Raw genomic sequence first — 26,211 nt, forward strand, 5'->3', positions numbered from 1 at the left:
CACCGGCCCGAAGGGAGTCCGGGTGAACTGGCAGGTTCCGGCGATCCTCGGCGGCCTCGCCCTGGTTCTGTTCCTGATGCTGTGGGCGCTGTGGGAGTTCGTGGCCAGCGCCGAGCAGCGGCGGTTGATCGCCGCGCGCAGCGCCCTGGACCAGGCGGAGTACGCCGCGTCCACTCCCATGGCCAGGTTCGACGCCTGGTTGCGGCGCACGCAGTGGGGTGCGCGGCTGGCACGCCGTATGGCGCGTTCGGGCACGGACATGCGCCCGGCCACGTTCGTCGTGGCCCTGGTGTCCGGGGCGCTGCTGGCGGTCCTGGTGGTGTGGCAGGTCCTCGCGCCGTTCTTCGGTCTGCTGGCCGCCGCGGGCGTGGGCTTCCTGTTCTTCTCCTACCTGCGCCGGGCCGAGGCCAAGCGGCGGGAGGAGTTCACCAACCAGTTGCCCGACCTGGCACGGGTGCTGGGCAACGCGACCTCCGCCGGGCTGGCGCTGCCGACGGCGGTGGCCATCGCCGCCGACGAGCTGGACGGCCCGGCCGGGGAGGAGCTCGGCCGGATGGCGGAGTCCATGAAGCTCGGCGCGAGCTTCGAGGAGGCCATCGCGGACCTCCGCCAGCGCATGCCCTCACGCGAACTGGGCGTGCTGTTGTCCACGCTGCTGGTGTCGTCGAGGTCCGGCGGGTCCCTGGTGACGGCCCTGCGCAACATCTCCTCCACGTTGGAGAGCCGCAAGGAGACGCGACGTGAGGTGAGCACCATCCTCAGTGAGACGACCTCCACCGCGTGGGCACTCGGGTTCATGTCGGTGGGCGCCCTGTTCCTGATCAACGGCGTCGAGCCGGGGATCATGCGCACGATGACCGGCTCCGGCTCCGGGATCGCGGTGCTGCTGGTCGTGGCGGCGCTGTACACGACCGGATTCGTGCTGGTCGCCCGCATCACCAGGTTCAAGATGTAGCGCCCCGTACAGTCACGGTCCCCGCCCCGCTCCTCGAAGGACACCCCCATGAACCTCCCGTTCCTGATCCCCCTGGCGGCCGCCCTCGCCTCGGCCCTGGTCGTGTTGCTCGGTGTCTACGGCCTGCACCTGACCCAGTCGCAGACCCGGGTGGCGGTGGACGACCCGGTCAACGCCCCGGTGACCACCAAGAGCGACGACACCTTCTTCCTGCACCGGATCACCGAGCGGATCGGACGCCCCTTCTCCAAGGCGCTGATGGCGTCGATGAGCGAGAAGGCGAAGGCGTCCGTCTCCTCCCGCATCGAGGCGGCGGGGCGACCGGACGGCCTGACCACGGAACGGTACGTGCGGCGCAAGGTCGGTGAGGTCGCGATCTACGGGACCCTCGCGGTCGTGGTGCTGCTGGCCGGTTCCAGTCCGTTGCTCGCCCTCCTGGCGCTGGCCTTCGCGGGGCTGACCGACCTGAACCTGTACGTGCAGACCCAGGAGCGCGCCGACGAGGTGCAGACGCAGCTGCCGGACTTCCTGGACGTGCTCGCGGTGACGGTGAGCGCGGGCATGTCGTTCCGCGCCGCCGTCGCCCGGGTGGCGGTGTCGATGCCGGGGGTCCTGGCGGACGAGTTCACGATCGCGCTCCACCAGATGGAGCTGGGCACCTCCCGCCGGGAGGCCTTCGAGTCACTGCGCCGCCGCAACCGCAACGAGTCGCTCAGCAAGTTCGTCACCGCCATCCAGCAGGCCGAGGAGCTGGGCGCGCCGTTGAGCGACACCCTGGTGGACATCAGCAAGGACATGCGCCTGGCCGACGCCCAGTACATGCGCCGCAAGGCCCAGCGCCTCAACCCGAGGGTGACGATGGTGACCGCGGCGACCCTGCTCCCGGGGCTGCTGATCCTCATCATCGGCTCGATGTTCCTGGGGACCGAGATCGACCTGGGCACCCTCCTCGGCGGCTAGGCCGCCGGAGCCCCGTGACCGGGTCGCGGCTGGCCCGGGGCGCCCCGGGGGCCGACGAACGGCCCGGGGGCACCCCACTCTCCCCCGAGGGGGTTACGCGGGCGGGAAGGGAATCCCGGACAGCGTCGGGATGAGGGCCTCCTCCTCGAAGTCCAGGTGGGCCTCCAGCTCCTCGGTCAGCCGGTCGAGCTCCGCCATGAACCGCACCGGGTCGGCGGTGCGCACGTCAGCGAGCAGTCCCTCCAGCTCACCCCGGACACGGTCGACCACACGGTGCTCCTCCACCAGGCGCTCGACCGGCTCCCTCAGGTGCGGGAACCCCTCGGCGAGGCCGGGGAACATCGTGTCCTCGCTGGTGTGGTGGAAGTGCAGGGACTCGCAGAAGGCCAGGCAGTGCTGGCGGATCTGGAGGTTGAGCCCGACCGGAGGCGCGGTCGACGCGGCGTCGCGCCCGGCCAGGTAGCGCTCGGCCTCCGCGCGCACGTTGGTGAGCTGGCCACGCAACCACGCGTGGATCTGGAACAGCTTGTCCGCGAGGTTGCCCACCTCACCCGGGCCGAACTCCGGAGAGGGCTGGAGCTCCACCACCGGGATCCGGCGTTCCACCTGGTCCTGGTAGTCGCCGTACCCCGGGTGGCGGCGGACGATCTCCTGGAAGGTCCGGTCGCGCTCGTCGTCGGCCAGCGGGACCGCGATGGACTCGCGGGTGTCCTCTCCCGGCAGCTCCACGGTCACCATGGGGTGCGCGAGCAGGTTGCGGTACCAGTCGGGGTCCTTCGGGGATCCCCCGGCCGAACCCACCACGTAGACGCGGTCGTCGATCCGTACGAAGCCGAGCGGGTTGGTGTACTCGCGGCCCGAGCGTGCTCCGGTGGTCGTGAGCAGCAGCAGGTCCCCGCCCTCGAACCGGCCGCCCACACGGCCGCCGTTGGCGCGGAACTCCGCGACCACCGGTTCGTTCCAGGGGCTCACCAAGGGCGCGGGGCGCTGGTGGGGTCCGGCCGGCGGCCGGTCCGGGCCGCCGGTGTTCTCATCAGTCGTCTTCTTGTTGTCGGTCTCCGTCAAGGGACGGTCCTCTCACTGTTGGTCGTGGAGGCGGACGTCCCCGAGGGCGCGGGTGTCGCGCTCGGTTCCGGGGTGCGGGTCGGGGGGCAGGGCACCGGGCAGCCGTCAGGCCGGAAGGGCTCGGGGAGTCCGCCGAGAAGTGGTGCCGTGGCACCGGGCTGGCGGGTGTACGGCCGAAGCGGGGCCAGGGGTGGCGGGTCGGACTCCACAGGGCCCGGTCTCTCACCGGGGCCGAGGGGCACGGTCTCGACGGCCGCGTCACACCGGCGCCGCGAACGGCTCAGCCGCTCAGATTCGGTACGCGAAGTGTGTGCTCACGATTGGCTCCCCGAAAAGGTCATGGCGCCTCCATGCACTCCGGCCGACCCACTGCTCTTTGGCCGGGAACACGCGACGCCCCACCATCATAGGCGCTCGTTCGGGTGGGGACGGACCCACCCGAAGTATCGGGAAGGCCCCATTGGAACGGGATCCGCGACTCCGTAGTTTCGTTGACGGGCCCCGAACCGGCCCCTGTCCCCCGTGTCCGCCCCCCCACGAAGGAACCGTCATGAGCAAGCCCCGCCGTCCCCCCTCGACCGGCGTCCCGCCCGCGCTCGGGCCCGGGCGCTCCCTAGCCCCCGACCTCGCGCGCGGCTTCATGCTGTTGTTCATCGCGCTGGTCAACGCCCAGTTCTTCCTCACCCACTCCGAGACCGTTCGTACCCTCACCGACCAGGTGTTGTTGCTCGTCCAGAGCACGCTGGTGACCGGGCGGGCGATCCCGATGTTCTCCCTGCTCTTCGGTTACGGCACCGTGTGGATCATGCGCCGGGTCCTCGACGCGGGCGGCGGGTGGGTGCACGCCCGCGTGGTGTTGCGCCGTCGCGGACTGTGGATGCTGGTGATCGGGCTCGCGCACGGGGTCCTGCTGCTGCCGGTGGACATCGTCGGGGCGTACGGGCTCGGTCTGCTGCTGTTCGTGGGCTTCCTGCGCGCGCGTGACGCGGTGCTGCTGTGGACCGCGGGCGCCGTCGCCCTCGCGTCCGCCTCACTGAACACCGTGCTCAGCCTGGGCAACGCGTTCAACACCGCCCCCGGGGACACCGAACCGGCGCCCACGGCGCCCTCACTCGTGGAGCCGGGCTTCCTCGCCGCCAGCGCCGAACGGTTCGCGGAGTGGACCCTGTACACACCGGTGACCCTGTTGCTGGTGGTGACGTCGCCGTTGTTGGTGGGGATGTGGGCCGGTCGCCGGGGCATCCTGGAACACCCTCGGGAACACCTTCCCCTGTTGGTGCGCACCGCCGTCGTGGGCCTGGGCGTCGCCGTCGTCGCCGGGCTGCCGGACGCCCTGGTCACCGCCGAGTTCCTGCCGGAGCCCGAGCCCGCGGTGCTGGTCTCCCTGTGGATGGTGCACGACGTCGCGGGCTGGGTGGGCGGGCCCGGATGGGCCGCGCTGATCACTCTGGTCGCCCTGTGGCTGACCGAGCGGGCCGCACGCGGGGGTGGCGACGGCTCTCCGGGGCCGGTCGCCACCGCGATCGCCGCCGTGGGAGAGCGTTCGCTGAGCTGCTACCTGGCGCAGGCGGTGGTGTTCACCGTGGTGTTCGCCCCCTACGGTCTGGGGCTGGGCGCGACCGCGAGCGCCTCCGTCACCGTTCTGGTGGCCGTCCTCACCTGGGGGCTGACCGTGGCCCTCGCCGAGGCCTCGCGCCGCCGCGGCCTACGCGGACCGGCCGAGGTGGTGTTGCGTCGGCTCACCTACGCCCGCACCCGTCTGCCGGGTTCCTCGCGGGAACCGCGCTGAGGCGCGGTCGGGACCCGGGAGGTCAGGCGCCGCCCTGTTCCGGGGACCCGTCCACCGGGCACAGGGACATGTCGCTCTCTCCGGGGACGGTGCTCGGCAGGGCGAAGTAGCCCGAACCGAGTCGGCTTCCGTCCCGCCACTCCTCCGTTCCGTCCACGTCGTAGCAGTGCCCGCTGAGGTCGTGGACCAGAGCGCCCGCGTACTCGGAGGGACGGTAGGCGACCCCCGCCCGTTCCGGGGCTCCCGGCACCAGCACGGTGACCTCGGCGGACGGGTGCTGCGGGCTCAGTTCCGTGAGCGTGGCCATGGGTTGTCCCAACTCGCTGCCGCTCCCGCCCCTGACAACCTCCTTGTCGATCCCCCCGTTCAGTTCGGGGTCGAGGGGCGTCACCGCCAGGAAGTCCTCCTCGTACACACGGTGGCTGCCGACGGTGGGGTGGTAGGTGAGTTCCGCCGTGAACTCGACCCCCTCGCCGGTGTCCCGCGCTGCGGTCATGCACACGCTCATCACCGGGAAGGCCTCCAGGTTGGGCGTGACCAGCCCGAAGTCCATCGTGTCGTGGTCCAGCGGGGAGACGAACGGCCAGACGTCGGGGCTGGTGTTCGGCTCTCCCTCGGGGCCCGGGACGAGGAGCGGGGCGTACGCGTCCGGGGAGACGGTGTCGGTGCTGAAGGGGCGCCAGGGGGCGTGTTCACTCTGGGCTGCCCTCCGCTCGTCGTCGTCACAGGGCAGCGCGGAGGGGGCGGCAGCGTCTCCGGCCTCCTCCTCGTCCTCGGCCCCGGCCGGTTCCTCGGCCACGTCCTCCGAGACGACGGTGTCGGCGGGCGACTCGCCCAGCGCGTCGAGGAGCAGGTACCCGCCCCCGAGCACCGCGACCATCCCGGCGGCTCCCACGGCGAGCCAGAGGCCGACCCTGCCCCGGGAGCCGGTGCCGTCGTCCTCGTCGAGGTCGATCCCGGCGCTCTCCACTCCCGACAGGTCGTGGCTTCCGGTTCGCGAGGGTCCGAACAGGTAGTCAGCTCCGCCCCGACCCGCCGTGCCGGAGCTGCGAGCTCCGGGCACGGCACCGTGCCCGTCAGCGGCAGGTGCGGGGAGGGAGTGCCCGTACGCCTCCGCCGCCGCCTCGGGGCCCCACGCCTCGTCGTCGGGACCCGACCCGGCACCCGTGTTCCCGGGGGTCGTGTCGCCTCCGAGGGGGGCGGAGCCGGCTGGGGGCTCCCCCGGCTCGGCGCCGCCTTCGACCGACGCGACCGCCCCGGGCGCCGCTCCCGTGTCACCGGGCTCCGGCGGGCGCTGGTTCAGGGCGTGTGCGGCCTGGGCCCAGCGTTCCGGGTCGTGCCAGCCCAGGTCCGGGATCGGCCAGTGTCGCGCGGTGAGCGCGCGGAGCTGGTCCGGCCAGGTGTCGGCGGTCGACTGTTCGTCGATGCCGAGCATGAGCAGGCACTCCAGGTAGGCGTCCTCGGCGGAGGGGCGCAGTTCCGGGTCCGGGGAGAAGGCGCGCAGCAGCAGCGACCGCAGGTCCTCCGGGAGCGCCCTGAGGTCGACTCTCGCCTCGCGGGTGCGGCGGGCCATCTCCCACAGGATCTGCCCCGGTACCCGCCCAGGTGTGTGCCCGGCCGGGGAGGCCCCGAACGGCGGCTCACCGGTGGCGGCGAACACGACGAGGCAGGCCCACCCGTGCACGTCGGAGCGCTGTGTGGCGGGTGAACCGTCGTAGCGCTCGGGGGCCAGCCAGCCCAGACTCGTCCCGCTCTGCACCGACGCCGTGTCGTCGATCCGGCGGGCGATCCCGAAGTCGAGCACGCGGGGACCGCGCGCCGACGACACCACGCTCTCCGGGCGCACGTCGCCGTGCACGGCACCCGCGCCGTGGGTGGTGGCGAGCGCCTCGGCCATCCCCGCAGCCAGCGCCAACAGGGCGTCTCCACCGACGGGACCGTGCATCCGCACGTGCTCACGCAGATCGGGACCGGGGAGGTACCCCATCGCGGACCACGGCCGACCCTCGTGTGTCCCGAGTTCCCGAACGCCCACCGCGCACACGCCGTCGTTCCGGGCGACGGTCGAGGTCTCAGCACCGGTGGCACCCACGGCGGCCCACTCGGGACCGGCGATCCGGAGGGCGGTCGGTTCTCGCTCGGGGGAGACCGCGGCGAACAGGGTGCTCACACCGTCGGCACCCAGTCGTCCGATGATTCGGTAGCGGCCCACCTGGAGCGGGTCACCGTCGGTCAGGGGGGTGACGTTCGGCGGCAGAGCGGGGAGGGAGAAGTCCATTGGGGGCAGCTTTCCACACATCAGGGACGGTTGTGGTGGGCTGTGCCGGGATAGCACATTCGATCCCGTTGTTCTGCGAATCTACCTAATTCGTGAGGGAGCCGACACAGCGATCCCCCCTTTTTCCGTGCACACGGGACTCATTCGCGGCGCGTGTCCGCCCCGGCGCGATCGTGCGCCCGCGCCCGGGCGTGCGGGCCGGTTAGCCCTGTTCACCAAGGATCGCGGCGGTCCCCGTGACACCGCCCCGACGCCCGAGGGGACCGCCGCGAAGGGCACCGCCGGTGGACACGGTGGGTGAGGACGTTATGGGAAGGAGAGGAAATCGGTGTAAACCATCGTCAACCACACCCCACCGGGCGCCGGGAGAGGCCTCATCCTGACGACAGGCCGAGAGCGTGGGACCCCGCCGAACCGGACACCCCCGGCGCGCGGACGCGCCTCCGACCAGAGCACCGACCCAGAGGCACTCTCGGGGACGGGCCGCCCTGACCGTGTCCGGCCAATCACCAGCCCCCGAACCCCGCCCGCGCTCCTGGCCCACACCACACCCGCGACCCCGAACGCACAGCGGTCCGCACCCGGCTGGCCACGGACGTTGGTCGCATATCAACCTTTACGGGGCACGCGTTCAGGAAAGGCCGATAAACCTCGATCCAACCACGGACCAAACACCAGTTCAAAATCACCATAAATCGCCCTGAACTTCCACTGATAGCTTTTCGACGGCCCCGACTTCCCCCCCACAGAGAAGACCATGGCTGACGACACCGGGAACACCGCGAGGCACCGCACCGACCCCTCCCCCGCCTCCGGCGACGCGTTCCCGGCCTCAACCGCTCCCCCGGAGGACGCGACCGTGAACGAGCCCCCACGGAAGCCCCGTCCGCCCTTCCTCCGGCTGCTCGGCGCGATCGCGGGAAAGGCCCTCCCCCTCTACCTCTCCATGGTCGCCACGGTGTTCGGGACCGTCGTCACGGCGGGGGTACTGGGGCACACCGGCACCGCGGTCCTGGCCGCCTACTCCCTGACCATCGCCCTGTACAACCCCGCCTCGATGGTGGTCCAGGGTGCGTTGCGCGGTTCGATGCCGTTCGTCGCGCGGAACTCCGAGGACCCCGCCGCCCTCGCCCCCGTCCTGCGCGACTCCCTCTGGCTGGCCCTGTGCGTGGGCCTGGTCGGCGGCGCCGTGGTCGCCGCGGTGCCGATGGTCGCCCGGTTGATCGGGGTGCCCGCCGCGACGGTGGCGGCCTTCGGCCCCTTCCCCTACCTGATGGCGCTCGCCCTCCTCGTCAACGCCTTCCAGTCGTGCGCCACCGTCCTGCTGATCGGCCTGGGCCGGTCGAAGCGGGCGATGGCCGTGGGCCTGGTCGGAACGGCGTCGTCAGTGGTGCTGATCCCCACGCTGGTCCTGGTGCTGGGTCTGGACATCACCGGCGCCGGTCTCGCGATGCTCCTGACCGCCCTGACGACCACCGCGGTGGCCCACGTCCTGCTGCGGCGCGGCACCGCGCCGACCTCCCGGCCGCCCGGATCGAGGGCACCGGACTGGGCCGGGGTCTGGCACATCGCCCGGGTCGGGCTCCCCATGGGGTCGACGATGCTGATCAAGTTCGGCGTGCTGGGCCTGCTCGCGATGGCGGTGGCGCGGGTCGGTGCCACCGAGGCCGCCGCCCACCAGGTGATGGTGACCCTGGTGACCTTCGCCTTCCTCCCCGCTACCGCGGCCGGACAGGCGGCGGTCCCCTTCATGGCCCGTGCCGCACGGACGGCCGAGGACCCAGGGGAGGACGCCTCGGGGAACGGGTTCGGAGAGGTCCGCAGGGCACTGGTCGCGGGACTGGCGCTGGCCCTGCCCGTGATCACGCTGAGCATGCTGCTGCTCTGGGTCGCGGCGGGCCCGATCATCGGGGTCCTCACCCCCGACCCGGCGGTCTCCGCACTGGTCACCGTGCTGGTACCGGTGGTCTTCGTGGTCGTCCTCGCGGACGGCGTGCAGGCCCTGCCCGGAATGGGGCTGCTCGCCCTCAGGCGCACCACCCCGACCCTGTACACGTTCGCGGTGTGTTTCGGGCTGCTGGCCCTGGCCGCCTTCCCCGTGGCCTCGGCGGGTGGACTGGCCTCGCTGTGGTGGGTCTACGCCCTGGCCAACCTCGGACTCGTCGTCGGGCAGTGCGGTGGCTTCCTCCGGATGACCCGAATCCGAGCCTGACCGACACCCCGCCCGTTCCGCGGAGCGCCGGGCTCCGCCCGGAGTATTCGGGGCCGACGGTTCCGGAAGGGTCCACTTCATGCGGGACTCGCATAGAACTCATGATTTCGCCCCCGAGGGAAGCTCCCCTCTTCACCTGACCCGCCCCCTGCGGCACTTCCACCACCCACGACCTCGACGGCGGCTCCAGGTCGGACCGGCGAGACCACGCATTTCCCATGCGGAACGACGCCCCATTCTGGAAAACCGTCCATTCGCATTCACTCGGAAAACCCCCGGGAGAAAGCACGGGGACACCTTGCGGAAACCCGACCTGAGCGCGCCCTCCGCGCCATCCAACCAGGGACCCCGCCGAACCCCCGGAAGTCCCTTACCCGGCACCTTCTCTCCCCGGAGGCACGATGTTGGCATTCGTACCGATTCGTCCTCGCCCCCCAGGGGAGGCGCCACCCCGCCGATCGAGTCCGCCGCCACTCACCGGTGACGAACCCTCGCCCTGATGTCATGTGATGACCGGATCCCTCCGAGAGACCAGCCGCCCCTCGACCGCCCCCAGGCCCACCACGAGGGGAAACCGGACAGTCGCCCCATCGAATGGGACAACAGTCGATGTCTCACTTCGGGTCGAAGAATGCCCCGGAGTCCCCAAGGGCCGCCAGGGCCTCCGCTGCGGCCGCACCGACCCCGAGGCACTCCCAGGGGCCCGCCGTGGCGCCACGACACCGACAGGGCCCGCACGGACACCCTCAGGATCAGCCACCCCCGAAACCATTGCCCCGAGGGTGTCCGGTTTCCGCCAAGCGATGACTTTAGACACCAAACCACCTACAAAAGACGGTGCGAGGCTCCGGTCCGGACCAATCCGGACGCCGCCATTGGCCACCCCGAGTGCGCCACTCGACCACATCCGAGAATCAGTTCGAGGAATTGCCGTAGAACGGCTGCGAAGCGCCCTCCTCCTCAGGCATACTCGGACCGTCGGTCGCCCGGTCGGCGCAGGCTTCGAGCCCGAAGCCAGCGCGTGTCCAGGCGCCCGCGCCATGCACTCGACGTTCCGTGCGCCCGTTCGTTCCCGGGGCCCGCCGGTTGGTTCACGTTCACCACAGAACGAGGCTCCCGGACCTGGACAGAATGGTTTCGCGAAGCGATAGAGTGCACCTGCGGGATCTCGCTTTCTCTCGTTCGTCACACGGGAGGGGCGCGGGTTCAATGGGGAGTGACTTCGTGGAAGTTGCGATCTAGGGGGAACTTCCGCCAAGAGCACTCCCACCCGTCGGGGTGGCATGGGATTCGGGGGAATTCACGTTCACCGAGCACGTGAATGTTCCATTCGCCACCAAGGGGCCCCACCCCTCTGCTGACTGCCGGGCGGCAAGGCCACCGGGAGGCAAAGGGGAACAGAGGGTTCGCGGGCCCCGACCATGAGGAAAAAAAGGGGGGCACTCTCCGATTCCCGGCGTCTGGGGGAGACACGGGAGCGGAGGCCAACCTCAGGCGCGGCCCCGGATCGCGTCGGTTCACACCGAGCCGACCGCGACCGGGGCCGCGGCCCGTCGCACCCGCCCCGGGGGGGCGCCCATCCCACGAACGCGGCCCGGTGTCGAGCCCTCACCCGGATCACGCATACGGCCCCGGTTCCGAACGGCCGTCGCCGTTGCGCGCACGGGAGAGTCCCGCCAGAAACCCGTCGCGGGCGGGAACTCAGCGTGATCGGGCTTCGTTGCGCCTGCGTGAGTGAAGATATGACGTGTTCGCGCCGCCGGGTCACCCAAGGCCGTGTTTTTTGGATCATTCCGCGCTCGCGTCCGCCAGGCTGCCTCTCGCTGCGCCGATGGAGCTCGGACAGCCAAACCCGGGCTGACCTTCACTCATCGTCTTGCAAGAGATTGCCTGGACGGCCGCTCGCATCGATGGCGGCTCCGCCGCCACCGGCGAAAGCATCCAAAAAACACGGCCTAGTGCGGGTCCCGGCAGCTCAGCACCGTCTCCAGCAACCCGGGGAACCGCCCGTCGAGTTCCTGGTCCCGCAGCGAGACGAAGCAGCGCGTGCCCTCGGTCCGGTTCTGGATCACGCCGGCGTTGCGCAGGATCTTCAGGTGGTGGCTCAGGGTCGACTGCGCGATCGGCAGTTCGATGTCCTTCCAGGCCCGCTCACCCTCGAACTCCGCGAGCATGCACACGATCCGCATCCGGGTGGGTTCGGCCAGCGCGGACAGCACCGTGACCAGATCCACTTCGGACAGGGCCGGATGCTCGTGCCCCTTCGACGTCCCCTTGGGAACCAAGACCCCACCTCCGCTTCCTCTGTCATACGGCCGTTCCGCACGCTCGCCCGAGGGCCCCACCGTCCCACCCGACCCCGCCCGGTGGCCGAGCCGGTCCGCGAACAGGATTTGGCGTGCGTTCAGCGGCGAGTGTACCGTCACTGTTCGATGTTCGTCGATCATCGAATGATCCAGGCCAGTGGGGGTAACTGAGATGACGGAAAAGACCGGGTCCGCGAAGACCGGGGTACCGGGGACGGGGCCCGCCCTGTCCGTCCTGGACCACGCCAGCATCGTCGAGGGCTCGACCCCCGGCGAGGCCCTCCGAGACGCCCGTGAACTCGCCCAGAACCTGGAGCGCTGGGGCTACACCCGTTTCTGGCTGTCCGAGCACCACAACATGCGGGCCATCGCCAGCGCCGCCACCTCGGTCTCGCTGGGCTTCATCGCGGAGGGAACCTCCACCATCCGGGTGGGCTCGGGCGGCGTGATGCTCCCGAACCACTCCCCGCTGGTGATCGCGGAGCAGTTCGGCACCCTGGAGTCCCTCTACCCGGGACGCATCGACCTGGGTCTGGGGCGCGCCCCGGGAACGGACCCGCGCACCATGCGCGCGATGCGCCGTGACCACTCCGCCTCCTCGACCTTCCCGCAGGACGTCCAGGAGCTCCGGTCCCTCTTCGAGCCCGCGAGCCCCGGGCAGCCGGTGCGCGCCGTCCCCGGTGAGGGCCTGCGGGTGCCCCTCTGGATCCTCGGGTCCAGCCTGTTCGGCGCCCAGCTCGCCGCGCACCTGGGGCTGCCGTACGCCTTCGCCTCGCACTTCGCGCCGAGCGCGCTGCACGACGCGCTCGCCGCCTACCGGGAGGACTTCACCCCCTCGGAACAGGCCTCGAAGCCCTACGCCATGGCCGGGATCAACGTGATCGTCGCGGACACGGACGAGGAAGCGAAGGACCTGTTCACCTCGCAACAGCAGGCCTTCCTGGGCATCATGCGCAACGCGCGCGGACTGCTCCAGCCCCCGGTCCGGAGCTCGGCCATGGACACGATGTGGCGTCCCGGCGAGAAGGAGCAGACGAGCGCGATGCTCCGCTACTCCTTCGTGGGCTCCCAGGAGACCGTGCGGAGCAGGATCGACCAGTTCGTCGCCGACACCGGCGCGGACGAACTGATGATCTCCTCGATGATCTACGACAAGACCGCCCGCTTCCGCTCCTACGAGCTGCTGGCCGACGCGTTCGGCCTGGCGGCGCCCAACGGGGGCTGAGGTCGGCACGGAACCCTGACCGGGGGTACTGGTCAAGGGTGCGGGACCGGATCAGGCAGGGTCCGGAACCGTTTCCTCCGGTGACAGGGGTGGGGCGGGGTCGTCAGGGACCCCGCCCCGCATCACGTCCGGGACCCCGGCCGCCCTTGACCAGGGCCGCGAACGGGTCCGGCTAGCCCTTCTCGGCGCGCACCCGGCCGTCCCGTTCACGGGCGGCCGCGCGGTCCAGCTCCCTGCGCGCGGGGCCGCTCGACGGGATGCGCCGCCACCACCACTGCTCGTCGGTCCGGTCCCGCGCCTCGGGTTCGGCCAGGGCCAGCAGCCCGGCGCCGTCCTCCTCAGTGAGGGAGCGGAAGCGCGCGTCGATGTCGGCCAGGGCGGAGTCCACGCTGGCGGTGCGCTCCGAACCCAGAGTGGCGACCCCCCGGTCCACGAAGTCGCGCAGCACGAGCGCGGTGACCAGGTCGTGGACACCGCAGGCGGAGGGGTCGGCGTCCAGAAGGGGCAGGTCCTCCCGCAGTCTTCGCACGTGCGTGTGCCAGGCGCCGAGCAGGCCCAGCAGACCGAACTCGTGGCCTGTGGGGATGCGGACCGGGAACTGTTCGAGCCGGTCCAGCTCCTCGGGGGCGAAGTAGCGGCGAAACCACTCCCCCGCCTCTGGTTCCGCTGGTTCCGGAGTCATGGAACTCCTTCTGGGTGAGCTGGGTCGGTTCGGAGGCCGTCGCCGGGGATCAGCCGGGCGGGAACGGGCCGGGGGCACGGGGATCGGGCTCAGGGGACGATCGCGGCGTGGTGTGGGGGCTTCGCTAGCGGATCCCCCGCTTCGAGCACCGGGGATCGCCCCTCGGCCCCCCGAGCCGGGCACACCGTCGTGGCACCCCACACACCTCACTTCCCCCTGCATTCTCTTACGCCGAGCACCCGTACCGGCGGTTCACCCCTTTCCTGGGAAGCGGATGCGGACCGGCCGCCGGGGGTGTAGGGGGTGTGGTCCGGAGTCAGTCCCCTCCGCCACCGCCGCCTCCGTCACCGCCACCGGAGTCACCTCCGGAGCCGCCCCCCGAACCTCCGTCGAAGAAGCCGCCGCCGGAGGAACCACCGTGGGAACCGGAGGCACCCTGGGAACCGGAGCCGTCCGAGCTGATGGAGTGGCCGCCCACCGAGCAGAGGTCAGCGAACTCGCACAGGCTGCCCCAGTCGAGCTCGAACCCCTCCCGGGGCTCCGGGGTCTGCTCCCCCACCCTCTCCGAGGGTTCTCCGACCAGCCGCGCCGAACCGGAGTCCGTCACGACCCGCACCGCGTCGTCCCCGGAACCGTCCCGACCGCGCCCGCGCTGTCCGCCCTCGCGGCCCATCCTGGCGAGCCCGATCACCGCGGTGTAGCCGAGCGCCACCTCGCGCACCATCGGACGCCCCTCGATCCGGCCGACGGAGTAGGTCTGTTCCGCTTCCACGAGCAGTTCCCGACCGGCGGGGGTCCTGGTGGTGACGTTCCGCCCTCCCCTCCCCAGGTACAGCCCGGAGGAGAGACCGTTCAACACTGAGAGGACCCCGCCGACCACGACCAGCGCCACCGTCCACCCGTTCTGTTCGTAGGCGGTCACCAGCACCAGCCCGGCGATCAGCAGCCCCGTACTCACGAAGGAGAGCCGCTGCGCGACCCACCCGGCGTCGTGGAAGTCAGCGAGCGACCTGGTGAGCTCACCGGAGTGGGCGATCAGACGCCGGTCCGCGAGCCTTTCCCGCACGCGGTCGATGCCCCGGCTGAAGGTGGCGGTCCGGATCATCCCCCGCGCGGTCAGGCCGGTGCGGTCCTTGAACGCCTTGACGATGTCCCGGCGGACCTGGTCCTTCTCCGTGACATAGGCGTTGGAGGGCCCCACCAGGGTGAAGAACCCGCCCCTGGTCTGACGCCGGACGCGGCCCGAGAGGAAGAGGTCCATGAGCACGACCTCACCCACGCGGGTGGCGCCGCCCACGAGGTAGGCGAGTTCGGTGGGGGTGAGCTCCTCAGGCCTCGGACGACGCGTCGGGACGGGGACGGACGCGATCGCGGCGCCGATCGAGCGGTTCGCGTTGAAGACCTTGACGAGGGGAAACACACCGATGGCCAGGCCGAGCAGGGCCCCCAGGAGGGGGATGAGCACCGTGGCGTCCAAGATTCGGGCCTTTCTGAAAGGCCGACCGATGGAGTCGGCCGGGAGGATCAGCTGGAGCGGGGAGTGCGGCGGTGGAGGGTCTCTGGGGTAAGGGGGTGGATCCGGGGGCAGCGCGTACGAGAACTGGACAATTCAACACCATGACGCGGACACGGCCCCTGGCCTGGGCCTTCGCCCCCGCGCTGGGCGTTCGGCCGCAGGAACACACGACGCGATCCGCTGTCAAGTGGCAGCAGGCAGGCGCAGGGTGGAATCCGATGCCCCCAGTGATGGGGGAGAACCCGTGGGAATCACCCCCCACCTGTGAATACCTCTACAGAAAGGGTGTGGGCAGAGCTCAGCGGCCGAAACGCACCGGGAAACGATCTGGCCACATCCGGCCAGACTCTGGGGTAGGACACCGCGAGATGTCCGATAGTGGAGGGGCACAGGATCAGGGCACCGCCATGCGCGCAGCCGGATCCGCCAGACCCCGTGAGGAGGTGATCGCGATGACCACGTTCGAGGCGGCCGCCCACGAGCGGGCCGTCCGCACCACCCCTCCCCTGCCCCCCGAACCAGGCGAACGTCCCAGCAGCATCGAAGTCGCAGCCCCTGTTCCCCAAGGAGTCACCCCGTGAACCTCACGCACCAGGTCTGGGTCAAGCTCAGCTCCCTCGCCCTGCCCAGGGCCGGGCGGAGCAGCGACCGAGGCGCTGGCTTCGTCGAGTACGGGGCGATCCTGGTGTTCGTCGCACTCGTGGCCGTGGTGATCATGAACGCCGGAATCGGGACCCGTATCGCCCAGGGCATCAGCAGCACCATTGACGGCATCTTCGCTGGCCCCCCGTAGTCCAGTCGGAGAAGGAACCGCCAGGGAACTACCGCACAGGTCGCTCCACGCCCCAGGAAGCCAGAGGAACGGGAAGAACGTGGCCCCCAGAAGTAGACCTTCCCCGTTGAAGGAGAGAAGCCACCGGTGGGTCGGTTTGGCGGCGACTCTGGTTCTCCTCTTCACCGCAGGGTGCGTCGTGGGGGCGGAGGAGTCGCCGGAGGCCCCCGGAGAAGGGGCCACCGGGGAACCCGGGCAGTCGGCTCCGGAGGAGGCCGGGGAAGAGGAAGCGATCATCGCCAGTTCGCAGTTCACCTCTTCAGACATCGGTTCGGACCTACAGATCGACATCATCGCGCTGGAGCGGTTGAGCAACGATCTCCTTCGTCTCCGGATGAGCATCACCAACAACTCCTCCGAAAGCTTCGATCTGGGGTACAAGCTCGCCGAGGAACTCGATGCGCAGACCGCCAGCAAGATCAGCCTCATTGACGACGTCAATCAACAGCGGTACCTGAGTTACGACCAGAGCGACGGAAGCTGCTTCTGTGACTCACTGAACGGCCCCCTCGGCAGTGGTACGACAGAGACTCTCTGGGTGATCTTCCCCGGCGACCAGGGATCCTTGGAGCAGATGACCGTCACGACTCCGCTGACTTCACCGTTCTTCGACATCCCCATCAGCGATGTCTCCGAGTCAGTCGAGCAGAGCAACCTCGGGGAGGCACGGATCCTCGACCTCACGCTGATCTCCGACAGCCTTGAAGAGGACCAGACCGGACGGACCGAGAGCGGCGACGAAGTCAGCATCATTCTCTCCTCCGACGTCCTCTTCGGCACTGGCAGCTCCGACCTCAGCGACGAGGCCCAGGACATCCTGAAGCAGGTGGCCCAGGAGATCGACGACGCGAGCTCCGCTGTCGTGTCCGTCGACGGCCACGCGGACGACACCGGCAGCGACGGCGTGAACCGGCCCCTCTCCAAGGAACGCGCCGAAAGCGTTGAGTCCGCACTGAACGACCTCATCACCCGAGAGGGAGTCACGTTCGAAGTCGAGGGTCACGGATCCGCCGATCCCATAGCCGACAACTCCACCGAAGAGGGTCGCGAACGTAACCGCCGAGTCAGCGTCACCTTCGAGAAGTAGGGGCAGCGATGAACCTGAGACTCCGATGGACCTGGGCCGTCCCGCTCGTACTGGTCCTCCCCTTCGGGGCGGCTTCGAGCGTTCTCGCGGCACCAGCCCCGCAAACCGAGAACCTCGACTCTCTGGGCACAGCGGAATCCAATGACTCGATCAGCTCGGGGCTCACAGCGGAAGCCCACTCTGCGGAACGGAACGGGTCGGGGAATCTGCTGTCAGTGGCCTGGAGCGTGGAAAACCAGGGAGACGCGCAGGCCATTTTCGATTGGCCGCACGGAACCACGTACATGTACCACAACGCGAACTCGTACTCGGGGGTCACCGTCTCCTCCTCCGACGAGGGGCAGAGATACCACCCGGTCATGGACAGCGAGGGCGACTGTCTCTGTTCGGGAAACATCAACGTGGACTCCAAGAGCACCATTGATCCAGGTGAGAAGGTCGCCTACTGGTCCATGTACTCGGTGCCCACCGACGTGGATGAGATCGACCTGGAGATCCCGGGATTCGACGCCATCGAGAACATCCCCGTCTCCTGATCCTCGCGATCCACCGTCCCGTTCCCAGGGCGGGAACGGACTTCGCGTCGGGTCCCGGGGACTCCCCTATCCTGGGAACTGCCCCCACGTTCGCTCCTGGACTCTTCTGGAGGCGGAGTTGACCACCCCCCACCGTCCCGAGCTCGGGGACACGCGCCGCCCCTCCTCCAGCCGACCCCCCAACCGTTCGGACGGGCGCGACCGCCCTCCTCGGATGTCCGTGCGGCGGCCGGGGCTCCCACGCTGGGCCAGGCCCGCTCCGGGGGGTCAGCGGGACCGGGGTGCGGCCTTCGTGGAAATGGGGGCGACGGTCATCCTCGCCGGGCTGATCATCACCACCGTCTACGCCTCCGGGGTGAGCTCCACCTTCAACGAGGGCGTTCGGCAGATGGTGTGCCTGGTGAACGGTCCCGGCTGCGGTGACCAGACCTGGGTGGACGAGGACCGCCCCGAGGAGCCCGAACAGTTCGAGTGGGGGTCGGGCAACTCCAACACCAGCGACAACAAGAACCTCGGTATGCAGGCGGCGGCGGCTGAGCCGTACAACTGGACTGACCAGGAGTGGACCTGCCTGGACAGCCTCTGGGGTGCGATGTCCAACTGGGACCAGGGGTTGGTCGACCCGACGACGGGTGCGCGCGGGATCGTCGGCTTCAACGCCGCGCAGCACGGATCGCTGCCCCCGGGGTTCGACGACAGCGCGTCCGCCCAGATCAGCTGGGGTCTGGGGCACATCCAGGAAGCGCACGGCTCCCCCTGTACGGCCTGGCGGTACTGGCAGAGCACCGGGACGTACTAGGCGAACGCCCGCCCGCGAACCAGGCGTGGCTTCCTGGACTCTCTCACCCTGTGCGACCTGGCGTTTCCCCGCTGTGGCCGGATTCGGCCACGGGAAGTCCGCCAGAACCCACGATTTTCGCGGTCCGATCCGGCAGAGTGTCCTTGTCAACCAACGTCGCGTTGCTCTCCGCGAGACGTCGTCGGTGGGTCAACCACCGAGCGTTGTTCGGTTGAAACAAGCGTGTAGCGCTGGAAGCAGCGAATCCCCATCGTGCCCGGTGACCGATGGGGCCACAGACCAGGAGACGGGACCGAAGCGGGGGGCGGGCCCCGCTCGGACGGGTCGGATTCCGCAGTCGGGGGTGGTGCTCGGACCTGGAGGGTCTCCGAGCACCCGCCCGAGGATTTCCCAGGAACCCGGCTCGCGCCGTCTCCCACCACCGCTCCCCCGCCCAACGGCTCCCCTTGCCGCGGGGCGGGGGAGCGGATCTCTCCCACCACGCTCGCGTGAATCCGCCGCAAAACACCAACAGGTGGCGGCAAACCTTTGGACAGCTCGGGACAGATGCGGACCTTTAGGGCCATATCGCCCATAGCCTGATCCCTCAATCCCCACTGAGTCCCTGGCCGGGGGCCCGGCTCGGTGCGGGGGACGGGGGCCGGGGCCGCCTCGCACGCACACCGCGTGGACGGCCCCGGGGACATGGGGGCTCGATGAGGATCGCCTATCTGATCAACGACATGTACGGCATCGGTGGCACCGTGCGCACGGTCGCCAACCAGGCGGCGGCCCTGTCCGCCCGGCACGAGGTGGAGATCGTCTCGGTGTTCCGGCACCGCGCCGAACCCGTCCTCCCCGTCCCCGCCCAGGTCAGCCTCCGTCCGCTGGTCGACATCCGTCAGCAGGACGAGCGTTCGACCGGTGTGGACGGACGCCCGCTGTACGAGGGGTCGGAACGGGCCGGGCTCCCCCCGCTGCTCTTCCCCGTGGAGGACGGTCGTGGGGACACACACAGCCGCCTCACCGACGACCGGCTGGAGGAGTACCTGGCCACCACCGACGCCGACGTGGTCGTGGGCACACGGCCCGGGCTCAACGTGGTGATCGCTCGGGCGGCGCCCGGCAGGATCATCAAGATCGGCCAGGAGCACCTCACCTACGAGCAGCACTCCGAGGAGCTGCGCCGGGTGATGGCGGCCGAGTACCCCAACCTCGACGCCTTCGTCACCGTGACGGAGGCGGACGCGCGCACCTACGCGGCGCGGATGCCGCTGCCGGGGGTGCGGCTGCTCTCCATCCCCAACTCGGTGCCCGCGCCTCCCTTCACCGTGAACGGGCACGACACGCGCACGATCGTCTCCGCGGGCAGGCTGGCGCCCAGCAAGCGACACGACCTGCTCGTGCAGGCGTTCTCGATGATCAGCGAGGAGTTCCCGGACTGGACGCTGAGGATCTACGGACGGGGCAGCCGACGCGGGGCGCTCGGCAGGCTGGTGGGTTCCCTGGGTCTCCAGGACCAGGTGTGGCTGATGGGGCCGCACCCGAGGGTCGAGGAGGCGTGGGCGCAGGGGGCGTTCGCAGCGGTGACCTCCAGCGAGGAGCCCTTCGGGATGACCATCGTGGAGGCCATGCGGTCCGGCCTGCCGGTGGTGAGCACCGACTGCCCCCACGGGCCCGCGTCGATCATCCGGGACCGGGAGGACGGGCTGCTGGTACCGAACAAGTCCGCCTCGGGGATCGCTGAGGGCCTGGCGCGGCTCATGGGTGACGACGCGCTTCGGCGACGCATGTCGGCGGCGGCCCTCACCGGCTCCGAGCGCTTCGACCCGGTCAACGTGGTGCGCCTGCACGAGGAGCTGTTCTTCGACCTCGTCGGGGTCGGGATGCCGCCCTCGCCGGTGTCGGCCCTGCCCGCGCCGCGTCCGGAGCCGACCGCCTCCTGTCGGGTGGAGGCCGGTCCCGACGGGGTGACGGTGCTGTCGTTCGGTCCGCCCGAGGGAGCCGCGGGGGCCGTGGTGGGACGCCTTCCCGAGCGGGTGGTGCTGACCAAGCCGGGCAGGAGGGTCGAGGTGCTCCCCGAGTCCGACGGCCGGTTCCTGGTGGACGCCTCCCGCACGGGTATGGAGGGACCGGGCGGCGGTCGGCAGAAGGGGCTGGTCACCGGGGTGTGGCAGGTGTTCCGGGTGGACGCCGGCCTGGAGGCCCCGGTGCGGGACGTGGAGATCCACCAGCACGGCTTCCCGTTGTCGCCCGCGCGGACCCCGGGGCTCTCGCTCGTCATCCCCTCGCGGTCCTCGAAGGGACGCCTGGTGCTGCACGTGCGGCGCTCGGAACACCACGCGGAGATCTCCCACGTGGAGGTCGCGGACGGGCTGATCACGGTGCAGGGACGGGTGCTCGGCCGACACCGCCCGGACGCGCGCGCCCGACTGGTGGTGCGTCTGAGGACCTCACCCCAGACCCGTAGGGAGTTCCCCTCGGCGGTCGCGGCCGGAGGCGAGTTCACCTCCGTGATCGACCCCGAGCTGGTGGTGCGCGGGCGGGAGGGCGACTCCGAGAAGTGGGAGATGCGGGTGATCCTGTCGGACGGCACCGAGTACACGGTGGGGCGGCACCTGTCCGGGGTGGTCGGGTACAAGAAGATCATCCAGTACGCGCCCCAGAAGGTGCGGCCCGAGCGGGGCCTCGGCACCAGGGTGCGCCCGTACTACACGGTGAACGACCGGTTGGGGCTTCTGACCGCTCCGCTCGCCCCGTCGCTCCCGGTGGACCGGGTCCGGGCGCGGCCGATGGGCCGCCGCGGCGACCTGTTGTACTTCGAGGTGGTGCTGGGGACCCCGCTGCCCGAGGACACGAGCTTCGCGCTGGAGGTCGTACGGGGCACCGGGGCGGGGCAGCGGTACCCGCTGGAGGCGATGCCCGCCCACCCCGGCCGCCAGGAGGGACGGCTGGTGGGGACCCTGCCGTTGCTCGACCACGACGACCACCGGGGATCGGTGCTGCGTACCTCGTGGCAGCTCAGGTTGAAGGCGGGACCGGCCGGGGCCCTGGCCAAGGTGGGGGCGAAGGCCGTGCCGGACCAGACGGCCCGGAGGTGGAGCCACGGCGCCTACGTGCGCTCCGCGACGGTCTCCGCGACGGGTTCGGGAGACCTCCAGGTCACCGTGGCCGACGTCCACCTGGTGGCGGCCATCAACCGCCGCATCCACTGACACCCGAGCGGAGCGCCGAGGTCGGGGCAGGTCAGCCACCCCGGCCTCGACAACCGTGGACACACCGCTACAGTTCCCCTCATGAGCGGTCACACCACGACCTGGCGGTGGGGCACCCTGGTGGTGCCCCTCGTCGCCGTCGTCGTGCTGTGCTTCCTGTGCGCGCTCTGCTATCCCGGCGCTGGTGCCCCGGGCGGCGGTGCCCGCGTGGCCGCGGAGTGGTCCGCGGCCTCCGACTCCGCCGAGGACCCCGGTTCCCCGCACGCCTGTCCCACGCCGGACGAGCGCGGGCTGTTGACCGCGCAGCCGATGCTCGCCCTCGGGGCGGCCCTGGTCCTGTGTCTGCCCGTGCCGCCGCGGGTCGGACCCTCTCCGCGCCGCACGCGCGGGGACCCCGCCGGCCCCCACGGCCACCGCCTGCTCACCCTCCTCTGCGTCCAGCGGGTCTAGGAGCACCGAGGAGCCCCGCACCCACTCGCGGGGCTCACACGCGTGCCCTCGTTCGCTTCGGACCCTTGGAACCCTCACATGAGCAAGAACCTGGTCATCACCCTCTGCCTCCTCGTCGTCGCCGCCCTCGGGATCGGCCTGCTCGTCTACCTGGACCGGGACGACGAGGCCGCGACGGCCCGGGGCTCCGCCAGACCGACCGCACCCGGGGCCACCCCCGAGGAACAGCCCACCGCTCCCGCCGACGTGCTCGTGCGGGAGAACAGCCGCCACCTCGACCAGGTGGAGGGCGCCGAGGTCACGGTGGTGGAGTTCCTCGACTTCGAGTGCGAGGCCTGCCGCGCCCAGTACCCCGTGATGGAGCGGATCCGCGAGGACTACGATGGCCGGATCAACGTCGTGATCCGCTACTTCCCGCTCCCCGGCCACCTCAACTCCGGCCCGTCCGCCGCCGCTGTGGAGGCCGCCGCGCAGCAGGACTCCCTGGACGAGATGTACCAGCGGATGTTCGAGACCCAGGGCGAGTGGGGCGAGTCCCGGGAGGATCAGAGCGAGGTGTTCGTGGGCTTCGCGGAGGACCTCGGCCTGGACATGGACGAGTTCGTGGAGGCCATGGAGTCCAAGGAGACCGAGGAGCGGGTCCAGGCGGACTTCGACGACGGTCTCCTGCTGGGCGTGCAGGGCACCCCGACCATCTTCGTCAACGGCCGTCCCGCGCCGAGCATGCCGAGTCACGAGGTCCTGTCCGCCATGATCGACTCGGAGCTGGAGTGATGGCCGCCCCCGCACGCCACGAAACCGCCGACACCCGGAACCCGTTCCCCGGCGCGGACGTGCCGATCGTCAGCCGGGCCCTGCCGTGGCTGCTGGTGGTGGGCGGGTTGGTCGGCCTGGTCGCGGCCGCAGCCCTCCTTGTGGAGAGGATCCGGGTCCTGGCCGACCCCGACCACGTACCCGCGTGCAGCTTCAATCCGGTGCTGTCCTGCGGGACGGTGATGGTGACCCCGCAGGCCGAGGTGTTCGGGGTGCCCAACCCGCTCATCGGGGTGGCCTGCTTCGCCGCCGTCACGGCCGTGGGCGCGGCCCTGCTCGCCCGGACCGGTCCGGGCACCGGGGCGGACCCCGGGTTCCGGCGCTGGTTCTGGCTGGGTCTCCAGGCGGGATGCCTGTTCGGTGCGGTGTTCGTGCACTGGTTGATCTTCCAGAGCCTGTACCGGATCGGGGCGCTGTGCCCGTACTGCATGGTGGTGTGGGCGGTGACGATCCCGATCTTCTGGTACGTCACGCTGCACAACCTCCGCGCCGGTCACCTCCGGGTACCGGTGGCGCTGCGGCGGCCGGTCGGTGTGCTGGCCCGCAACCACACGGTGGTGCTCACCGTCTGGGGCGTGGTGATCGCGGGCGCGGTCGCTGAGGCCTTCTGGAGCTACTGGACGACCCTGTTGTAGGCCGCCGCGGGCGGGTGGCCGGTTCCTGGCCGCCCGTCCACGGGGGACGGGCGGCCGCGACCGCGTTCCCGGACGTGTCACCGGCGTCACCTGGGGTGACCGGGCGGTTGTCCACAGGGCCTTCAGCGTTCCCTTTCCCTCCCGCGCCCGCCCGGGTTAAGCTGCGCCGGACAGGGGTTTCGCGGTGTCCACGCGCCCCGGCCCCCGCCCCGACCCTCCGAGTCCTCCCGAGCCCGTCTCCCCCGCTCTCCGCGCGGGGACCGAACCCCCGGACCGCCATGCGAAGGCCCCCCTCCTCCCCGGTACGCAGACGCCGTCTCCTGGGACGCCGCGACGACGGACAGGCCAACGTCCTCCTCCTGTTCGGTCTGACCCTGAGCCTGCTCGCGCTCACCGTGCTGTTCGTACGGGTCGGCGCGGCCAACGACATGCGCTCACAGGCGCAGACGGCCGCCGACGCCTCGGTGTTGGCGGCGGTGGCGGGGCTCCGGGACCACGCCGCCCGACAGCTCGCCGACGGCGTCCACCCCATGCCCCGGTACGACGAGGAGATCGCCCAGTCCCGCGCCGAGACGTACGCGCGCAACAACGGCGGCGTGCTCACGGACATCCGGGCCAGTGACAACGCGATGGGCCGCTTCGGCAACATCGTGCGGGTGGAGGTGCGCGGGGCGCACTGTCAGAAGGAGCTGACGGAGGACGGTTCCCGGGCCTGGAACGACGTGGTGTGCGACGGCGAGGAGGACGACGCCGGGTCCTTCGAGGGCACCGCGGCCGCGATCGCGATCATCGACCTCTCGGCCGAGTGTGGCCGGGAGACCGACGGACTGGTGTGCGGCGGACGGGCCGTCACCGACCAGGACCAGGCGAGGGAGTTCTTCGACGTGCACCTCATCGACCAGGAGGGCCGGTTCAAGTTCGATCCGAACTCGGTCTTCGGCGGAGGGGCGATCACCGACTGCGGTTCCCTGGGCGGCCTGCACCCGCAGATGTGCGCGGCGCACGAGGCGCTCAACCAGGAGTTCCCCGGCTTCTACCTGAGCGCGGGCGGGTACCGGGATGAGAAGACCAGCGACCACGGGTTCGGCCAGGCGGTGGACTACATGATGGCCGACCTGGGTGCGACTCCGACCCCGGAGATGGACGCGACCGCCATCGAGGTGATCGACTTCCTCATCGCGAACGCCCAGGATCTCAACGTCAAGGGGATCATTTACAACTTCCACATCTGGAGTCCCAGCAAGGATCGCACCGGGCCCTGGATGGAGGTCAGACGTCCGGCGAACACGGTGTACAACAACCCGACCCTGGACCACGTGGACCACATCCACCTCTCCGCCGGTCCACCGCCCTTCCGGTAGTTCACCGCCCGGAGCTCCCCGTGCCCCAGGACGCCGGGCGGGCTCCGGTCGAGGGGCACGCGACTCTGTTCTCCAGGTCGTGTGTCCCGCTTCCGCCGGGCCCCGTGGTGCGTTGTCCACAGATCCGAGTCGGGGCTTGTCCGGGGTGGTCCGTCGGCCGAACCTGGAAGCATGACGCGAGACCACCGTGCTCCCTCTGGTTGCTCCCCGCTCTTCCCCCTCCCCCGACCCACGCCGGCCCCCAGGGCCACCCGCTCCGACGCACGTCCCGGGCGGCCCTCTCCACTGGCCGGTCCCCCACCCGACCACGACCTCCTGCTCCGCACGCTGCGGCCGGTGCTGGCCCAGCTGTCCCCTCGGGCGGTCGCCTTCGGTCGGACCGCCGCCTACGTGTGGGGGGTCGACCTGTACCCCCAGGGCACCTCCGTCACCCGCAACCGCCTGCACGTGGCGGTGCCCCCGGGTGTCGCGGGAGCCGCCCGGGCCGGGGTCGTCGCGCACCGTGAGTGCGTTCCGGAGTCCGAACGCACGCGGTTGGGCGGGGTGCGGGTGACGACGAGGGCACGGACCGCGCTGGACGCCGCGGCGCAGTCGGGCTCCCTGTACGCGGCGACCGCGGCCCTGGACCGCTTCCTCGCGCTGCGTCTCACCTCCGAGGACAGGTTGCGGGCCGCCGCCCTGACCCACCCCCGTCGGGCGCAGGGGCAGCTGAGGCGTGCGCTGAGGCTCGCTGACGGGCGCAGCCAGTCCCCCGCCGAGAGCTGGACCCGGGTCCTGCTGCACCAGGTGGACCTGCCCAGGCCCGTGCCCCAGTGCGGGGTCTCCACCGTGGAGGGCGAGTTCAGGGTCGATCTGGGCTGGCCCGCGTACCGGGTGGCGGTGGAGTACGACAGCGCCGAGCACCACTCCCTGCCGGTCGACCGGGCCCGTGACCGACTGCGGTACCGGGCGATGGAGGAGGCGGAGTGGATCGTGATCTCGATCGGCGTGTACGACCTGTGCTCACGCCCGGCAGGCTTCCTGCGCCAGGTCCTGGCGGCGCTCACCGACCGGGGCTGGTCGGGGACACCGGAGCGGACGGTGAGGGTGTGGCGGTCCATCCACCGTGTCGAGCGCCGACCCCCGAAGTTGGGTTGAGACCAGGCCGTGCGCGGGTCGCCCGGCACCGGGCCGCTCGGCCCCGCCCGCACGGGGACCTCACGCGAGGAACGGGCCCGGGGAAGGGGCACCGCCGTGGGCCTTCGCCGTGTGGCCCCGTCACGTGGATTCCCGCCGTATGCGGGGCTCGCATCACCTCGCTCTCGGCCCCCTCGTGGTGAACCAACCCCCGCCGTCATCCGCCACAGTGGGGTCGGGGCACGGCGTGTCCTCGCCGTCGAACAGCCCGTTTCCGCGTTCACGGGGACGGCCACATGCGGCCACGGGGCGGATCCGTACCGTGTCAGGGCCCTCCCTGTGGGAGTCCGTGTGCTGGCCCGCGCGACGACGCCGCGCGCGTGCGGCACCCTGGTCGAAC

Annotated in this window: 20 protein-coding genes; 15 read left to right on the forward strand and 5 right to left on the reverse strand. The window is 70.7% G+C overall.

Annotated features, from left to right (window positions below; all coding sequences use genetic code 11):
- Nucleotides 1–22: 22 nt before the first annotated feature.
- Both AC0VYL_RS20605 and AC0VYL_RS20610 read left to right on the forward strand, forming a co-directional pair.
- Nucleotides 23–955 (forward strand): type II secretion system F family protein, encoded by a 933-nt coding sequence (locus AC0VYL_RS20605; RefSeq protein ID WP_475455209.1) that lies wholly within the window; start codon nucleotides 23–25, stop codon nucleotides 953–955.
- 48 nt (nucleotides 956–1,003) lie between these two features.
- Nucleotides 1,004–1,915, forward strand: coding sequence for a type II secretion system F family protein (locus tag AC0VYL_RS20610; protein WP_475455211.1), 912 nt, complete (start codon nucleotides 1,004–1,006; stop codon nucleotides 1,913–1,915).
- Between the two features lie 93 nt (nucleotides 1,916–2,008).
- On the opposite strand, the gene AC0VYL_RS20615 is transcribed toward AC0VYL_RS20610, so the two are convergent.
- A complete protein-coding gene (locus AC0VYL_RS20615) occupies nucleotides 2,009–2,980 on the reverse strand; it encodes a nitroreductase/quinone reductase family protein (RefSeq protein WP_475481191.1) in 972 nt (323 codons plus the stop codon).
- Between the two features lie 550 nt (nucleotides 2,981–3,530).
- Here AC0VYL_RS20615 and AC0VYL_RS20620 point away from each other — a divergent pair.
- Complete coding sequence (locus tag AC0VYL_RS20620; protein WP_475481192.1) at nucleotides 3,531–4,769, forward strand: DUF418 domain-containing protein; 1,239 nt, start codon at nucleotides 3,531–3,533, stop codon at nucleotides 4,767–4,769.
- A gap of 22 nt (nucleotides 4,770–4,791) precedes the next feature.
- Here the strand turns inward: AC0VYL_RS20620 and AC0VYL_RS20625 are convergent, their stop codons facing one another.
- On the reverse strand, nucleotides 4,792–7,047 hold the full coding sequence (locus AC0VYL_RS20625; protein ID WP_475481193.1) for a serine/threonine protein kinase: 2,256 nt from the start codon (nucleotides 7,045–7,047) through the stop codon (nucleotides 4,792–4,794).
- 757 nt (nucleotides 7,048–7,804) lie between these two features.
- On the opposite strand from AC0VYL_RS20625, the gene AC0VYL_RS20630 reads away from it, so the two are divergent.
- Nucleotides 7,805–9,259, forward strand: coding sequence for an MATE family efflux transporter (locus tag AC0VYL_RS20630; RefSeq protein WP_475481194.1), 1,455 nt, complete (start codon nucleotides 7,805–7,807; stop codon nucleotides 9,257–9,259).
- Between the two features lie 1,955 nt (nucleotides 9,260–11,214).
- Here AC0VYL_RS20630 and AC0VYL_RS20635 read toward each other — a convergent pair.
- Nucleotides 11,215–11,493 carry an ArsR/SmtB family transcription factor gene (locus AC0VYL_RS20635; RefSeq protein ID WP_475483552.1) on the reverse strand — a complete coding sequence of 93 codons (279 nt, stop codon included), beginning with the start codon at nucleotides 11,491–11,493 and terminating at the stop codon, nucleotides 11,215–11,217.
- A 244-nt stretch (nucleotides 11,494–11,737) separates the two neighbouring features.
- Between AC0VYL_RS20635 and AC0VYL_RS20640 the strand changes: the two genes are divergently transcribed.
- Entirely contained in the window at nucleotides 11,738–12,790 is a 1,053-nt protein-coding gene (locus tag AC0VYL_RS20640) for an LLM class flavin-dependent oxidoreductase (protein ID WP_475481195.1), read from the forward strand.
- A gap of 172 nt (nucleotides 12,791–12,962) precedes the next feature.
- Here AC0VYL_RS20640 and AC0VYL_RS20645 read toward each other — a convergent pair whose 3' ends face one another.
- Nucleotides 12,963–13,472, reverse strand: a complete 510-nt coding sequence (locus AC0VYL_RS20645; RefSeq protein ID WP_475455222.1) for a hypothetical protein — start codon at nucleotides 13,470–13,472, stop codon at nucleotides 12,963–12,965.
- A 316-nt stretch (nucleotides 13,473–13,788) separates the two neighbouring features.
- The gene (locus tag AC0VYL_RS20650; protein ID WP_475481196.1) at nucleotides 13,789–14,949 is read right to left on the reverse strand and encodes a TIGR04222 domain-containing membrane protein; all 1,161 of its coding nucleotides are present in this window, start codon (nucleotides 14,947–14,949) and stop codon (nucleotides 13,789–13,791) included.
- 616 nt (nucleotides 14,950–15,565) lie between these two features.
- On the opposite strand from AC0VYL_RS20650, the gene AC0VYL_RS20655 reads away from it, so the two are divergent.
- The 10 genes from AC0VYL_RS20655 to AC0VYL_RS20700 all read left to right on the forward strand — a co-directional run bounded on the left by AC0VYL_RS20655 (nucleotide 15,566) and on the right by AC0VYL_RS20700 (nucleotide 25,832).
- Nucleotides 15,566–15,781, forward strand: a complete 216-nt coding sequence (locus AC0VYL_RS20655) for a hypothetical protein (protein ID WP_475455226.1) — start codon at nucleotides 15,566–15,568, stop codon at nucleotides 15,779–15,781.
- A gap of 106 nt (nucleotides 15,782–15,887) precedes the next feature.
- Nucleotides 15,888–16,907 carry an OmpA family protein gene (locus AC0VYL_RS20660; RefSeq protein WP_475455228.1) on the forward strand — a complete coding sequence of 340 codons (1,020 nt, stop codon included), beginning with the start codon at nucleotides 15,888–15,890 and terminating at the stop codon, nucleotides 16,905–16,907.
- Nucleotides 16,908–17,191: 284 nt separating this feature from the next.
- The gene (locus AC0VYL_RS20665; RefSeq protein ID WP_475455230.1) at nucleotides 17,192–17,443 is read left to right on the forward strand and encodes a hypothetical protein; all 252 of its coding nucleotides are present in this window, start codon (nucleotides 17,192–17,194) and stop codon (nucleotides 17,441–17,443) included.
- 298 nt (nucleotides 17,444–17,741) lie between these two features.
- On the forward strand, nucleotides 17,742–18,242 hold the full coding sequence (locus AC0VYL_RS20670; RefSeq protein ID WP_475483553.1) for an aggregation-promoting factor C-terminal-like domain-containing protein: 501 nt from the start codon (nucleotides 17,742–17,744) through the stop codon (nucleotides 18,240–18,242).
- A 695-nt stretch (nucleotides 18,243–18,937) separates the two neighbouring features.
- Nucleotides 18,938–21,436 carry a glycosyltransferase family 4 protein gene (locus AC0VYL_RS20675; RefSeq protein WP_475481197.1) on the forward strand — a complete coding sequence of 833 codons (2,499 nt, stop codon included), beginning with the start codon at nucleotides 18,938–18,940 and terminating at the stop codon, nucleotides 21,434–21,436.
- An 81-nt stretch (nucleotides 21,437–21,517) separates the two neighbouring features.
- Nucleotides 21,518–21,886, forward strand: a complete 369-nt coding sequence (locus tag AC0VYL_RS20680; RefSeq protein WP_475481198.1) for a hypothetical protein — start codon at nucleotides 21,518–21,520, stop codon at nucleotides 21,884–21,886.
- A gap of 78 nt (nucleotides 21,887–21,964) precedes the next feature.
- Nucleotides 21,965–22,660 carry a DsbA family protein gene (locus tag AC0VYL_RS20685; protein WP_475481199.1) on the forward strand — a complete coding sequence of 232 codons (696 nt, stop codon included), beginning with the start codon at nucleotides 21,965–21,967 and terminating at the stop codon, nucleotides 22,658–22,660.
- Nucleotides 22,660–23,334, forward strand: a complete 675-nt coding sequence (locus AC0VYL_RS20690) for a vitamin K epoxide reductase family protein (protein WP_475481200.1) — start codon at nucleotides 22,660–22,662, stop codon at nucleotides 23,332–23,334. Before AC0VYL_RS20685 ends, AC0VYL_RS20690 begins: the two co-directional genes overlap by 1 nt.
- Nucleotides 23,335–23,612: 278 nt before the next feature.
- Entirely contained in the window at nucleotides 23,613–24,695 is a 1,083-nt protein-coding gene (locus AC0VYL_RS20695) for a VldE C-terminal domain-containing protein (RefSeq protein WP_475481201.1), read from the forward strand.
- 171 nt (nucleotides 24,696–24,866) lie between these two features.
- Nucleotides 24,867–25,832 (forward strand): endonuclease domain-containing protein, encoded by a 966-nt coding sequence (locus AC0VYL_RS20700; protein WP_475481202.1) that lies wholly within the window; start codon nucleotides 24,867–24,869, stop codon nucleotides 25,830–25,832.
- Nucleotides 25,833–26,211 lie beyond the last annotated feature (379 nt).

It is taken from the genome of Nocardiopsis sp. iso_238 (assembly GCF_056173325.1).